The organism is Pararhizobium capsulatum DSM 1112 (assembly GCF_030814475.1).
GTDB classification, from domain to species: domain Bacteria; phylum Pseudomonadota; class Alphaproteobacteria; order Rhizobiales; family Rhizobiaceae; genus Pararhizobium; species Pararhizobium capsulatum.
Genome location: NZ_JAUSVF010000001.1, coordinates 1,288,673 through 1,303,195, shown reverse-complemented (window position 1 = coordinate 1,303,195; position 14,523 = coordinate 1,288,673). Strand labels below are relative to the sequence as shown.

Below are 14,523 nucleotides of genomic sequence, written 5' to 3'. Positions count from 1 at the left end.
TCTTCTCCTAGCGCGCCGCGCGACGGCGCATGCGTGCCCACAGGATGGGCAGCGCGATGACGCAGATCAGAAGCGCTCCGATGAAGATCGACATGACGATGCCGGGCACGTTCAGAAGACCAAGACCGAAGGTCACGAGGCCCATGATGAAGGCGGCGATGACGACGCCCTGGATTGTGCCGGAACCGCCAAGGATCGAGACGCCGCCAAGAACCACCATGGTCACCACTTCCAGCTCCCAGCCGACCGCAATCGACGGGCGGGTGGAGGCAAGGCGTGAGGTCAGCAGAACCGCCGCGATGCCGGACATCAGGCCGGTGAGGCAGAACAGGATGAACTTGACCCGCTCGACCCTGACGCCGGAAAAGCGCGCCGCGACAGGATTGTTACCTATGGTGAAAACCTGGCGACCGAAGTTCGTGTGGTGCAGCAGCACATAATAAAGAAGTGCAAAGACCAGGAAGAGCGTGAATTCGAAGGAAACGACCCACCAGACATAGCCCTGGCCGAAATAGTCGAAGCCTGCAGGATAGCCTTTGAAGGCCTGATCACCCAGCACGATATAGGAGATGCCGCGGAAGAAGCTCATCGTACCGATGGTCACGACGATCGACGGCAGTCCGAGACCGGTCACGAGAAAGCCGTTGAAGACGCCACAGATGAGGCCGGTCAGGATGCCGATCGTCACAAGACCCGGCACGCCGACGCCGAACTGCAGGGCAACGCCCATCGCCGTCGAGGCGAGCGCGATGATCGAGGCGACCGACAGATCGATTTCACCGGCGATGATCAGCAGCGCCATGGCGAGCGCGATGATCGCCTTTTCCGTGAAGTTGAAGGTCGCATCCGACAGCGACCACGGCGACAGGAAGTAGGGCGAGGCCAGCGAGTTGACGATGAACAGCACGACCCCGACGATCAAGAGCAGCGTCGGCCAGGAGAAGACGGCTCCGCGCAACGGGCTTTCGAGGCGATCGGGAATATGGCGCGCTTCATGCGTTATGTCGGTCATGACGTGGCCTCTGCTTCGCGAAGAATAAGCCGGCTGCCGCGCTTTTCGCCACGGGCGTTGAGGACGACGGCCAGGATGATGGCGGCTCCGGAAATCGCCATCTGCCAGAAGGGCGAGACGTTGATGACCGGCAGCGCCGAGTTGATGACGCCGAGGAACAGGGCGCCGAGCAGCGCGCCGGCCACCGTGCCGACGCCGCCCGCGATGGAGATGCCGCCGATCACGCAGGCCGCGATGATGGTAAGCTCATAACCCTTGGCGACTTCGACAGAACCGATGACGTAGCGGGATACCCAGAGGTAGCCGCAGAAGCCTGAGAGCAGGCCGGAGATCAGGAAGGTCGCGAACTTGGTACGGCCGACGTCGATGCCGGCGTAGACGGACGCCGTCGGGTTGACGCCGACAGCATAGATGGCGCGGCCGAGCGAGGTGCGGGTCATCAGGATGAAGAAAGCCACGGCCACGACGATCGCATACCAGGACAAGGCCGGTAGGCCGAGGAATTCGATGCGAGTGTATTGCACGAAGGCCGGGCTCAGCTTGTCGGCGTTCACCCACTGCCCACCGGCAATCAGGAAGATGATGCCGCGATAGATGGTGAGCGTACCCAGCGTCACGACGATAGCCGGGATGTTCAGGAGCCAGATCAGGATACCGTTGAAAGCGCCAAGAACGAGGCCGCACAGACAGGCAAAGAGCATCAGCGCCGGGATCGGAATGCCCGGGAAGGCGGCATTGATCAGCGCCACGATCATGCCGGTCAAGGCCAGGTTGGAGGCCATGGAAAGGTCGATCGAGCGCGTCAGGATGACCGACATCTGGCCGAGCGCCAGGATCATCAGCATCGCCGTGTCGTTGAAGATGCCGGCGAGCTTGTCCGGTGCTGCAAAGCCCGGAGCGCGAAGATTGGTTGCGATGACCATGACCGCGACAATGGCGGCCAGCCAGAATTCGCGGGACAGGATGACGGTTTTCATGCCGCTTTCTCCCCAATGCCGGCAGCGGCGCGGACGAGTGCTTCCGCATCAAAGCCGTCGTTCTTTTCAATGGTAGTAGCGATGCGGCCTTCGCGCATGACGACGATACGATCGCTCATTCCCATCACTTCGGGCAGTTCGGACGAAACCATGATGACGGCGAGGCCCTGGGCGGCAAGCTCGCTCATGAAGGCGTGAACGGCCGCCTTGGAGCCGATGTCGATACCCTTGGTCGGTTCGTCGAGAATGATGACGCGCGGTTTGGTGGCGAGCCACTTGGCAATGACCACCTTCTGCTGGTTGCCGCCGGAAAGCGTGCCGGCATTCTGGCTGAGCGAGGCGGCGCGCAGATCGAGGCGGGTCGCATATTCACGCGCCAGCGCAAATTCCTCGGCCAGGCGCAGGAAGCCGTTCTTGGACGTGCGGCGCAGCGAAGGAAGCGAGATGTTCTGGACAATCGGCATATCGACGACGACGCCCTGCTTGCCACGCTCTTCGGGCACGTAGACGATACCGTTCTCGATCGCTGCCGCCGGGCTGCGGATGACGGCGATATCCTCGCCGATTTTTACCGCGCCCTTGGAAGGCTTGGTGATGCCGATAAGAGCTTGCATCAACTCGCTGCGGCCGGCACCGACGAGGCCGTAGAAGCCGAGGATCTCGCCCTTGCGCAGCGAAAAGTTGATGTCTGCGAATTCGGTCGGGTGGCAATAGCCGGAAACGGTCAGCACATTTTCACCGAGCGTGGTTTCCTGTTTCGGGAAAACCTGATCGACCGAGCGGCCGACCATCATGCGGACGATCGTATCCTGATTGGTATCAGCGATCAGACCGCTGCCAACCATCTCACCATCGCGGAACACGGTGTAGCGGTCAGCGATACGGTAGATTTCGTCGAACTTGTGGGAGATGAACAGGATCGCCTTGCCGCTCTTCTTCAGGAGCTCCATCAGCTCGAACAGGTCCTGAATCTCCTTGTAGGAGAGGGCCGCCGTCGGCTCGTCCATGATCACCACATCGGCATCGATCGACAGCGCTCGGGCGACTGCGACGAGATGCTTGTTGGCGATGCTCAGGTCCTTTAGGCGGGTATCCGGCGCGATATGGCCGGCGCCGATCTCCTTCAGGAGTTTACTCGACTTCTCGCGCATGGCGGCCCAGTCGAGCGTCTTGAACCGGGTCTTCAGCGCATGGCCGAGATAGATATTTTCCGCGACGCTCAGCTCGTCGAAAAGCACCGTTTCCTGATGGATCGCGGTGATGCCAAGCTTGAAGGCGGCATGCGGAGAGGAAAGCGTCACCAGCTCGCCGTTGATGCGGATCTCGCCTTCGTCGGGCTGGTAGATACCGGTCATGGTCTTGACCAGCGTGGACTTACCGGCGCCGTTCTCACCAATCACGGCTGTTACCTGGCCGGGATAAAGCTCGAGCGCGACCTTGTGCAGGGCGCGTACACCGGGGAAGGTCTTGGTGATGCCGGACAGCGTGATCTTCGGCGTCGAAGAAACAGGCATGCTCTCGGGCTTGCGTTGAGGCAATGTCATTGGATCAGCTTCGTTTCAATCGGTTACGGCAATCGCCCGAAAAGCCGGGGCGCCAAAACAGTCCGTAGACCGCTTCCGCGGATCTGGCCGGCGACATCAGCCGCCGGCCAGATTTATGAGCGGATTAGTAGATCTTCGAGAATTCCTCAATGTTCGACTTGTCGAACGTGAACGGGGCAGCCATGGCGGCCGAGTTCGTGTCGTCGAGGGTGATTTCACCGACCTTGCCGATCGAGAACTTCGCGCCCGGCTTGGCTTCGGTGCCACCGATCAGCTGGTGGCTGAGGTAGACAGCGGAGTAGCCGAGGTCGATCGGGTTCCAGAGAGCAACAGCCTGCGAGGAGCCGTTGTCGATGAACTGCTTGAACTCGGACGGCAGAGCAAGACCGGTGACGTTGACCTTGCCGATCAGGTTGCTATCGGTCACGACCTGGGCAGCAGCAACAACGCCGACGGTGGTCGGAGCGATGATTGCCTTGAGGTTCGGGAAGGACGAGATCAGGCCCTTGGCTTCATTGGTGCTCTTGACCGAGTCATCGTCACCATAGACGACCGAAACCAGATTGATCTTCGGGAACTTCTCCGGAAGGATCTTCTTGGCAGCGTCGATCCAGGCGTTCTGGTTGGTTGCCGTGGAGGAAGCCGACAGGATGGCAACGTCGCCGCCTTCCGGCAGGTAGTCAGCAGCGAGCTTGATGATGGTTTCGCCGATCAGGTTGGTATCGGACGGGTTCAGGTGTAGCTGGCGACCTTCAGCGGCAACGCCGGAATCCCAGGAGATGACCTTGATGCCGCGATCCATGGCCTTCTTCAGAACCGGAACGAGCGCGTCCGGGTCGTTCGACGAAATGGCGATTGCGTTGACGTTCTGGGCGATCAGCGAGTTGATGATCTCAATCTGGCCTTCAGCGGTTGCCGAGGTCGGGCCGGTGTAGATCACTTCGATGCCGCCGATTTCCTTGGCTGCATTTTCAGCGCCCTTGGCGGCGGCGTCGAAGAAGCCGTTACCGAGCGACTTCACCACAAGCGCGATCTTTTCCTGCGCCATTGCCGGTGCTGCCAGCATGGTTGCTGCCAGAGCAGTGGTCAGGGCCAAAGTTTTCAGAAATTTCATTGACGTTCTCCTCCCGATAAAGCCGCGCGCAACCCCTATGGCCCGCCTTGTCCGGCTTAACTTCTCAATTTCATTGGCTGCCTCTCCGGCGAGAACGCCGTCGAATGCAACCGTTGAACTCCCCCCTTCCCCTTCGGCCTCATGCCGTCGAGGAAGCGTTTTCCTTTGCGTCCGACTTCATATTGGCGACGACCAAATTGACGCCGGCACTTTCGAGCATCGCGGCATGTCTGTCCTCGATGTTCGAATCCGTGATCACAGTGGCAATCCGCTTCAGCCCACACAGGATGAGGCTCGACCGCCTGTGAAATTTCGAAGAATCGGCGAGCACGATCAGCTCGTCGGCCTGATCGATCAGCTTCTGCTCCGCCTGGATCAGGAGCGGATCTCCCTCCATCAACCCGAGAGGGCCGAGGCCCTGCGCGCCCATGAACATGCGGCGCGCATAGAAATTGCGCGTCACGTCATTTTCGAAGGGGCTTAGGATGATGTTCTGCTCGCGGTAGATCGTGCCGCCGGACAGCATCACCGTATTCTTCGAGTGCTTCAGCAGATGCTCGGCGATCGGAAAGGAATTGGTGAACACCTGCATGCGGCGGTTCGCCAGAAAGTGCACCATCTGGAAGGTGGTCGTTCCGCCATTGATGATGATCGGCTCGCCATCCTGACAGAGCGCAACGGCTTCGCGGGCGATTGCCTGCTTTTCGCGGGCATGCAGACCTTCATTGACGCTGAAGGGACGACCGGCAAGACCCACGAACTGCGGCGGATTGAGCGCTTCGGCACCGCCGCGCACGCGGCGCAGCTTCTTCTGCACGTGCAGAGCAGCAATATCCCGCCGGATCGTGGCTTCGGAACTATCCGTCAACTCGACCATCTCAGGCACGGTCACGACCGGTTTTTCCTGAACGGCGGACAGAATGATCCTATGGCGCTCTTTTTCGTGCATTCACTCCTCCAATGCTGCCTATCTTCCATCACGTCCGCGCATTGTCAATCATGTACGATCATAAATTTTCATTGTGCAGCGCAATATGATCATTTTTGATCGTTTATGATTGACATCGACGCTTTCTTTATGTGATCTGATCACAACGAATGCGCTCGGGCGATGCTCCGGGCCCAATTTGATCGGGAGGAAATACCAAATGCTCGACAAGCAACAAGGCTCGCGCCTGGCCAATCTGTGGGACGACGCGAAAGCGGCCGGCATGAGCGAGTCCGAACGACTGCTCTATCGCTCCAATCTTCTGGGCTCCGACAAGCGCATCACCAACTATGGCGGCGGCAACACTTCGGCCAAGGTGATGGAAAAGGACCCGCTCGGCGGCGGCGAAGTCGAGGTTCTCTGGGTCAAGGGCTCGGGCGGCGACGTCGGCACTATCAAGATGGACGGCTTCTCCACTCTTTATATGGACAAGCTTAACGCGCTGAAAAACCTCTATCGCGGCGTCGAGTTCGAAGACGAGATGGTCGGCTATCTGCCCCATTGCACCTTCAACCTCAATCCGCGCGCGGCTTCCATCGACACGCCGCTGCATGCCTATGTCCCGAAGAAGCATGTCGACCACATGCACCCCGACGCGATCATCGCGATTGCCGCTTCGATCAACAGCCGTGAACTGACGCAGCAGATCTTTGGCGACGACATCGGCTGGTTGCCCTGGAAGCGTCCAGGCTACGAACTGGGCCTGTGGCTCGGCAAGTTCTGCGAAGAGAATCCGAATGCACGCGGCCTGATCCTTGAAAGCCATGGCCTCTTCACCTGGGGCGATACCGCCAAGGAAGCCTACGAGACCACCATCGAAATCATCAACAAGGCGACCGCCTGGTTTGAAAGCGAAAATACGGCCCCGGCCTTTGGCGGTGCCATCAAGCCGGTGCTGCCCGCTACCGAGCGCCGCGCCATCGCGCAGAAGCTGATGCCGGTCATTCGCGGCATGATCAGCGCCGACGAACGCAAGCTCGGCCATTTCGATGACAGCCAGGCTGTGCTGGATTTCGTGACGTCGAAGAACCTCGAGCCGCTGGCCGCACTCGGCACCTCCTGCCCCGACCATTTCCTGCGCACCAAGATTTGCCCTCTGGTGGTCGATTTCGATCCGGCCAATCCCGATATCGAAAAGACCCTTGCCGGCCTTGAAGCGGCAATCGCGAAATACCGCGCCGGTTACGCCGCCTATCACGAGCGCTGCAAGCGTGACAACAGCCCGGCGATGCGCGACCCGAATGCCGTGGTTTATCTCGTTCCCGGCGTCGGCATGATCACCTTTGCCAAGGACAAGGCGACGGCCCGCATTTCCGGCGAGTTCTACGTCAACGCCATCAACGTCATGCGCGGCGCTTCCGGCGTTTCGACCTATGTGGGCCTTCCCGAACAGGAAGCCTTCGACATCGAATACTGGCTCTTGGAAGAAGCAAAGCTTCAGCGCATGCCGAAGCCGAAGATGCTGGCCGGCAAGATCGCTCTCGTCACCGGCGGTGCGGGCGGCATTGGCAAGGCAACCGCCAATCGCCTGATGGCGGAAGGCGCCTGCGTCATTCTCGCTGATATCGACGAGCCGGCGCTGGCCGACGCTTACGCCGAACTCGGCGGTCGCTACGGCAAGGATTTCGTGCGCACCGTCACCATGAACGTCACGGATGAAGCTGCCGTCGACAAGAGCTTTGCCGATGGCCTGCTGGAGTTCGGCGGCCTCGACATCCTTGTTTCCAATGCCGGTCTCGCCTCCTCTGCCGTGATCGAAGAGACGACGCTTGATCTCTGGAACAAGAACATGAACATTCTGGCGACAGGTTACTTCCTGGTGTCCCGCGCCGCGTTCCGCATCTTCCGTAACCAGAAGGCCGGCGGCAACGTCGTCTTCGTGGCCTCCAAGAACGGCCTTGCCGCCTCGCCGGGTGCATCGGCCTATTGCACCGCCAAAGCCGCCGAAATCCATCTCGCCCGTTGCCTTGCGCTGGAAGGTGCATCGGCACAGATCCGCGTCAACGTCGTCAACCCGGATGCCGTTCTGCGCGGCTCGAAGATCTGGAGCGGCGAGTGGAAGGAGCAGCGTGCGGCGATCTACAACACCGATACGGAAGGCCTCGAAAAGCTCTACCGCGAGCGCTCGATGCTGAAGCTCTCCGTCTTCCCGGAAGACATCGCCGAAGCGATCTATTTCCTTGCCTCCGACATGTCGGCCAAGTCGACCGGCAACATCATCAACGTCGATGCGGGCAATGCCCAGTCGTTCACGCGCTGATCGGGAGACGACCATGACATTGATGATTGCCAAGGACGTTATTGACGCCGAAAACGCCGCACGGACGGCGGCTCTGAAAGAAGATTACAAGGGCCTCGGCGAGCGCCTCGCCCGCCGCGGCATCGATATCGATACGGTAAAGGCGAAAGTCGCCGCTTACGGTGTGGCCGTTCCCTCCTGGGGCGTCGGCACCGGCGGCACCCGCTTTGCCCGCTTCCCCGGCAAGGGCGAGCCGCGCAACATCTTCGACAAGATCGAGGATTGCTCGGTCATCCAGCAGCTGACCCGCGCGACACCGACTGTCTCGCTTCATATTCCATGGGATAAGGTCAGCGACATCAAGGAGCTGAAGGAAAAGGGCAATGCTCTCGGCCTCGGCTTTGACGCGATGAACTCCAACACCTTCTCCGACGCACCGGATCAGGCTCTCTCCTACAAGTACGGCTCGCTCTCCCACGCGGATGCGGCAACGCGCCAGCAGGCTGTCGATCACAATATCGAATGCATCGAGATCGGCAGGGCGCTGGGCTCGAAGGCGCTGACAGTCTGGATCGGTGATGGATCAAACTTCCCCGGCCAGACCAGCTTCACCAAGAGCTTCGAGCGCTACCTCGACGCCATGAAGAAGGTCTATGCGGCGCTTCCGGGTGACTGGAAGGTCTTCACCGAGCACAAGATGTTCGAGCCGGCTTTCTATTCGACCGTGGTGCAGGACTGGGGCACCAACTACCTGATCGCCCAGGAACTTGGGCCGAAGGCCCATTGCCTCGTCGACCTCGGCCACCATGCGCCGAACGTCAATATCGAGATGATCGTCGCCCGCCTCATCCAGTTCAAGAAGCTCGGGGGCTTCCACTTCAACGACTCGAAGTATGGTGACGACGACCTCGATACCGGCTCGATCGATCCCTACCGGCTGTTCCTCGTCTTCAACGAGCTGGTCGATGCGGAAACCCGCAAGGCCGAAGGCTTTGCACCGATGCACATGCTCGACCAGAGCCACAATGTCACCGACCCGATCGAAAGCCTGATGAACAGCGCGACCGAAGTCAGCCGCGCCTATGCGCAGGCGCTTCTGGTCGATCGCAAGGCGCTCGAAGGCTATCAGGATGGCAACGATGCGCTGATGGCGACGGAAACGCTGAAGGCCGCCTTCCGCACCGATGTCGAACCGATCCTTGCCATGGCGCGGCTGGAAAATGCCGGCGCGATCGCACCGGTTGCGACCTACCGCAAGAGCGGCTACCGCGCCAAGGTCGCGGCCGAGCGCCCGGAATCCAAGAGCGGCGGCGGCGGTATCGTCTGAGCCGGTTGAACAAACGAGAACAACAGCAGGCCCTGCGAGTGATCGCGGGGCTTTTTGGTTTTCGGCGATCCCACCCCACACTCCGCGTTATCCTCGGCCTCGTGCCGACCATCCATCAGCCTCTCGTCGAATGGAGAGGCTGATGGATGGTCGGGTCGAGCCCGGCCCATGACGGAGTTAGGATTTTCGCATGACGGCTTGACAAGCCCAGCATCCCTAGCGGGTCTTCGTTATTTCATGACGATGTTTTCTTTCGCAACACGCATTTTCCCCCTGACGCTTTTGCTTTCCCGCTCTATCTTGTCTTCCAGATACAACGGAAAGGAACCATCCATGGGTATCGAAAGCATTCTCGTTTTCCTGATCGTCGGTGCAATTGCAGGCTGGCTTGCCGGGCTCATCGTTTCCGGTTACGGCTTTGGGCTGATCGGCAATATCGTCGTCGGCATCATCGGCGCCTTCCTCGCCGGCGTCCTGTTTCCCTATCTCGGCTTCAGTATCGGCGGTGGCATCATCGCCGCGATCATCCATTCCACGATCGGCGCCGTCATCCTTCTCGTATTGATCCGCATCGTCAAATCCGCCTGAACACGCCACACCATCGGCGCCGGCGACCGTTGCCGCCCGGCGCCGCTTCCATTCGGAGACATTATGACCGCAAGTTTTGAGCCCCGCATTGAGCATGCCTTGCAATCTTTCATAACCGATCATCCCGGCATGACCTCCCGCGAGGAGGCTGTTTCCGCCATCCTCGAAAACTGGTTCACGAACCACGGCTATCTTCCCAGCGATCAACAGGGAACACGCCCGGAAAACCTTGACGCCTCGAACGACGACTGAAAGGATCGGGCTGCTGCTTTCTGCGGCAGCCTGTCCTCTCGCGCACTGCCGCCCGGCATGTCCGCCCAGCCCTTTGGTTTATTGTTCCCGCCATGAGCCTATCCTCCGTCAGAGCTTTCTTCGCCGAACACGCGCCCGATATCAGTGTCATCGAACTGGAACAGAGCACGGCAACCGTGGCACAGGCCGCAGCGGGCCATGGCGTAGCACCCCAGCAGATCGCCAAGACCCTTGCCGTACGCGTCAACGATGAGGTGATCCTGATTGTCGCTCGTGGCGATGCGCGTCTCGACAACAAGAAATTCAAGGCGCTGTTTTCCGCAAAACCACGCATGCTCGCCTTGGATGAAGTAGAGGCAGAGACCGGCCATCCCGTCGGCGGGGTCTGCCCCTTCGGCCTCAACAAGCCGCATCGCATCTATTGCGACGTGTCGCTCAAGTCCTTTGACGAGGTCGTGCCTGCAGCCGGTGCGGTGCATGCAGCCGTGCGGATTTCGCCGGAACGGATGGCAACGTTGACGGGTGCAGAATGGGCTGACGTCTGCGGCTCGTAGCCACAATGTGGCGCAATTTGCCTTTGAATGAACACAAAAGCCGCCTTCAAGGGGGAAAGATTCGGCGTTCTGCCGCAATCACTCTCTTGTCATGATGATGGAGACGGAATGAAAAGTCTTGCTTGCGGGCTGATCTTGAGCACTACGCTGATAACCCCGGCCGTTGCCATGGACCAATCCCTCGTTCGCCAGTTCAAGAAGCTTGATCCACAAACCCGGCTGGAACAGCGCTGCGATACTGAAGCCATGGACAGGATCAATGCCGACGAGACCGAATACCGGCCGGACAAGGTGATCGCCTATAGTTTCGCTGATCCACTCTATGAGAAGAACCAGATCAAGGCGCCGGGCGCAGTCTTTCGCAGCAAGGGCGAATGGTATCGGCTGAAGTTCAAATGCGTGACCGGGCCGGATCACATCGAAGTGCTCTCGCTGAAATACAAGATCGGCGAGCAGATCCCGCGCGATCAATGGAACGGGCATTACCTCTATCCCTGATAGCTCAGACCAGGGCGATGTAGATCACCATGGCCGTACCCAGCGATAGGGCGGCCATGATATTCAGCAGCATCTTCATCATATACGCAGCCATGATGATGTCCTCACGTCGCAGGCCGACAACCGGCCCGACTGGCTTCTTGTCCCCTAAACGAAGCAAACGGCAATTTTGATCCGTTTTCGGCTGACCTTGCCTTATTTTGCGCCCGATTGATTAAATTTGCGTCACCTCCAAAAGATGGAAGAGGAGGTAGCCGCCTCCCCAATCCGAATCATTCCGCAGCAATTGCCGGGCGGAACTCCTCGTCCTCTTCGAAGAGCGTCATCTGCATCTCCGCAGGCTCATCCTGCGACTTCGGCTCGCGACCGAAGAACAGAGCGTAAGCCGCCGGCAACACAAGAATGGTCAGAACCGTCGCAATAAGAATGCCGCCCATCATCGCATAGGCGAGCGGTCCCCAGAAGACGCCGCGCGAGATCGGGATCAGCGCCAGCACGGCAGTCAGCGCCGTCAGCATGATCGGTCGGAAACGGCGGACGGCGGCGCCGACGATCGCTTCCTTCTTGTGCATGCCCGCCGCAATATCCTGGTCGATCTGGTCGATCAGGATGATCGAGTTGCGGATGATGATGCCGAGCAACGCGATGACGCCGAGAATGGCGACGAAGCCGAAGGGGGCGCCGCTGATCAGCAGCGCTGCCGCAGCCCCGATGATGCCGAGCGGGCCGGTCGCCAACACCAGCATCGCCTTGCCGAAATGCTGGAGCTGAACCATCAGCAGAAGCACGATGACAAGGAGCATGATCGGCGCCTTTGCGGCAATCGAGGCCTGGCTTTCGGCGCTATCTTCGGCGCCGCCCTGGATCTCCACCTTGTAGCCGGGAGCAAGGCCGTCGCGCAGGCTCTGCATCTCGCCATACATCTTCATGGCCACGTCATTCGGCTGGACGTTGTCCGGCAATGTGCCGCGAACTGTGATCGTCGGCAGGCGGTCCCGTCGCCACTCGATACCCTGCTCCATCACGGGCACGACCTTGGCGATCTGCGACAGCGGAATGAAGCCGCCGAGATCGGTCGGGATGTAGACCGAGTTCACCGCCGAGAGCAGCTTGCGATTTTCGTCCGGCTCGCGGGCAACGATCGAGACCGTTTCCTCGCCGTCACGGAAATCGCCGAGCGGTGCGCCGCTCATCGTTGCCTGCAACATCTGACGAATACGCTGCGAGGTGACGCCAAGCGCGCGGGCACGATCCTGATCGATGATCAGCTTCATCGCCGGCACCGGCTCCAGCCAATCGTCATGCACGGCACCCAGCATCGGGTTCTCGTTGAATTTCTGCTTCACCGCATCGGCGATGCGACGGACTTCCGCACGATCCGGTCCCATGACACGCATCTGCACCGGCCAGCCTGTCGGAGGCCCGAGGAACAGCCGATCGACTTTGCCACGAATGGATGGAAAATCCTCAGCAAGAACAGTGCGTAGCTTGACGATCAACCGCTCACGAGCCGCCTCATCCTTCGCCATCACCAGAAGCTGGGCGAAGTTTGGGTTGCGCAGCTGCTGGTCGAGCGGCAGGAAGAAGCGCGGTGCGCCTTCGCCGATATAGGTGGCGATGAAACGCTGGTCCTTATCACCCATCATGTGCTGCTCCAGCGCCTTTGCCTGGACTTCGACTTCCTTGATGCTGGTGCCTTCCGGCAGCCAGAGATCGACAAGGATTTCCGGGCGCGAGGATTGTGGGAAGAAGTTCTTCGGGATGAACTGGAACGACCAGAGGCTTGCGGCAAAGGCGACCAGCGTCAACGCAATGACGATGATGCGATGGCGCACGGCCCAGCCGACCGTCGCCCGCAGCTGGCGATAGAAGCGCGTGTCGAAGACGTCATGATGATCGCCGGCATGGTGGCGTTGCTTCAGGATCATGTAGCCGAGCCACGGCGTGAAATAGACCGCCACGAACCACGAGACCACGAGCGCGATGCCGACAACGAAGAACAGCGAGCGGACATATTCACCGGCGGTGGATTCGGCAAAGCCAACGGGGATGAAGCCAGCGGTGGTGATCAGTGTGCCCGTCAGCATCGGGAAGGCCGTCGAGGTATAGGCAAAGCTCGCCGCCTCGATTTTGACCATCCCCTCTTCCAGCTTCCGTTCCATCAGTTCGACGACGATCATGGCGTCATCGACGAGAAGGCCGAGCGCGATGATCAGTGCACCGAGCGAAATGCGCTGCAGGTCGATGCCAAGCTCGTACATGATGGCAAAGGTTGCCGCGAGAACGAGCGGAATGGCGATGGCAATAACGAGACCAGAGCGCCAGCCGATCGAGAGGAAGGAGACGACGAGCACGATGACGAGGGCTTCGCCCAGCGCCTTCATGAATTCGCCGACGGCTTCGGTCACGACTTCCGGTTGGTTGGAAATTTGGTCGATCTGGACGCCATAGGGCAAAGAGGATTCGAAACGCTCATAGGTCGCCTCCACCGCCTTGCCGACATCGACGACGTTGAAGCCCTTGGCCATGACGACGCCAAGCTGGACGCTGTCGTGGCCGTTGAAGCGATACTTGCGGGCAAAGGGATCTTCGAGACCCTGGCTCACGGTGGCAATATCGCCAAGGCGCGTCACCTGATCGCCGGAGCGCAGGCGCAGCTCGCGGATGTCCTCAACCTTGTTGACGTTACCTTCAACGGAGATGCGCACCGAGCGCTCGCCGGTATCGACGGAGCCGGCGGGATCGATATTGTTCTGGCCTGCGAGCGTGTCCCTGAGATCGTTGAGCGTCAGCCCCCGCTCGGCCAACGCCTTAGACGAAACGTCAATGAAGATCTTTTCCGGTTGGTCACCGATGATGACGGCCTTTTCGACGCCCGGCGTCGTCAAGAGCATGTCGCGCGCCTGGATGGCGAACTTCTTCAGCTCCGGGTAGCTGTAGCCATCGCCGGACAGCGAATGCAGTGTGATAAAGGTATCGCCGAATTCGTCGTTGAAATAGGGGCCATAAAGCCCGGACGGCAGATCCGAGGAGATATCGCCGATCTTCTTGCGCACTTGATAGAAGGCGTCAGCCACCTCGGCGGCGTCCGTGTCACCCTCGATCTGCAGCGTGATGATGGCGCTGCCGGCGCGGGTGTAAGAGCGCACGAAATCGAGATTCGGCGTTTCCTGCAGCTTGCGCTCGATCTTGTTGACGACCTGATCCTGCATCTCCTCGATGGAGGCGCCCGGCCGTGCCGTCTGGATGACCATGACGCGGAAGGTGAAATCGGGATCTTCCTTCTGGCCCATGCGCATCAGGCCGAAGACACCGGCAACAATGATCAGGCCAAAGAGAAACCGCGCAATGCTCGGATGGCCGATGGCCCACCGCGAAAGATTGAAGGAACGCTTGTCTGTGTTGGACGTGGTCATGGCGTCGTTCCGCT

Annotated in this window: 12 protein-coding genes; 6 read left to right on the top strand and 6 right to left on the bottom strand. The window is 59.9% G+C overall.

What is annotated here, in order from left to right; translation table 11 throughout:
- Positions 1-7 precede the first annotated feature (7 nt).
- The 5 genes from QO002_RS06215 to QO002_RS06195 all read right to left on the bottom strand — a co-directional run bounded on the left by QO002_RS06215 (position 8) and on the right by QO002_RS06195 (position 5,596).
- Positions 8-1,012 carry an ABC transporter permease gene (locus QO002_RS06215; RefSeq protein ID WP_307227731.1) on the bottom strand — a complete coding sequence of 335 codons (1,005 nt, stop codon included), beginning with the start codon at positions 1,010-1,012 and terminating at the stop codon, positions 8-10.
- Positions 1,009-1,989 (bottom strand): ABC transporter permease, encoded by a 981-nt coding sequence (locus QO002_RS06210; RefSeq protein WP_307227729.1) that lies wholly within the window; start codon positions 1,987-1,989, stop codon positions 1,009-1,011. Before QO002_RS06210 ends, QO002_RS06215 begins: the two co-directional genes overlap by 4 nt.
- Positions 1,986-3,533 carry a sugar ABC transporter ATP-binding protein gene (locus QO002_RS06205; protein WP_307227727.1) on the bottom strand — a complete coding sequence of 516 codons (1,548 nt, stop codon included), beginning with the start codon at positions 3,531-3,533 and terminating at the stop codon, positions 1,986-1,988. The genes QO002_RS06210 and QO002_RS06205 overlap by 4 nt, the downstream gene beginning before the upstream one ends.
- 124 nt (positions 3,534-3,657) lie before the next feature.
- The gene (gene rhaS / locus QO002_RS06200) at positions 3,658-4,647 is read right to left on the bottom strand and encodes a rhamnose ABC transporter substrate-binding protein (RefSeq protein ID WP_307227725.1); all 990 of its coding nucleotides are present in this window, start codon (positions 4,645-4,647) and stop codon (positions 3,658-3,660) included.
- A 139-nt stretch (positions 4,648-4,786) separates the two neighbouring features.
- Positions 4,787-5,596 carry a DeoR/GlpR family DNA-binding transcription regulator gene (locus QO002_RS06195; RefSeq protein ID WP_307227723.1) on the bottom strand — a complete coding sequence of 270 codons (810 nt, stop codon included), beginning with the start codon at positions 5,594-5,596 and terminating at the stop codon, positions 4,787-4,789.
- A gap of 199 nt (positions 5,597-5,795) precedes the next feature.
- On the opposite strand from QO002_RS06195, the gene QO002_RS06190 reads away from it, so the two are divergent.
- The 6 genes from QO002_RS06190 (at position 5,796) to QO002_RS06165 (ending at position 11,093) form a co-directional block, all read left to right on the top strand.
- On the top strand, positions 5,796-7,895 hold the full coding sequence (locus tag QO002_RS06190) for a bifunctional rhamnulose-1-phosphate aldolase/short-chain dehydrogenase (RefSeq protein ID WP_307227721.1): 2,100 nt from the start codon (positions 5,796-5,798) through the stop codon (positions 7,893-7,895).
- A 13-nt stretch (positions 7,896-7,908) separates the two neighbouring features.
- Complete coding sequence (gene rhaI / locus QO002_RS06185) at positions 7,909-9,201, top strand: L-rhamnose catabolism isomerase (RefSeq protein ID WP_307227719.1); 1,293 nt, start codon at positions 7,909-7,911, stop codon at positions 9,199-9,201.
- Positions 9,202-9,534: 333 nt separating this feature from the next.
- Complete coding sequence (locus QO002_RS06180; RefSeq protein ID WP_307227716.1) at positions 9,535-9,789, top strand: GlsB/YeaQ/YmgE family stress response membrane protein; 255 nt, start codon at positions 9,535-9,537, stop codon at positions 9,787-9,789.
- A 63-nt stretch (positions 9,790-9,852) separates the two neighbouring features.
- Positions 9,853-10,041: a hypothetical protein gene (locus tag QO002_RS06175; protein ID WP_307227714.1), complete on the top strand. Its 189-nt coding sequence runs from the start codon at positions 9,853-9,855 to the stop codon at positions 10,039-10,041.
- Between the two features lie 92 nt (positions 10,042-10,133).
- Positions 10,134-10,595, top strand: a complete 462-nt coding sequence (locus tag QO002_RS06170) for a YbaK/EbsC family protein (protein ID WP_307227712.1) — start codon at positions 10,134-10,136, stop codon at positions 10,593-10,595.
- Between the two features lie 108 nt (positions 10,596-10,703).
- Positions 10,704-11,093 (top strand): DUF930 domain-containing protein, encoded by a 390-nt coding sequence (locus QO002_RS06165; RefSeq protein ID WP_307227710.1) that lies wholly within the window; start codon positions 10,704-10,706, stop codon positions 11,091-11,093.
- A 272-nt stretch (positions 11,094-11,365) separates the two neighbouring features.
- On the opposite strand, the gene QO002_RS06160 is transcribed toward QO002_RS06165, so the two are convergent.
- A complete protein-coding gene (locus QO002_RS06160) occupies positions 11,366-14,509 on the bottom strand; it encodes an efflux RND transporter permease subunit (RefSeq protein ID WP_307227708.1) in 3,144 nt (1,047 codons plus the stop codon).
- Positions 14,510-14,523 lie beyond the last annotated feature (14 nt).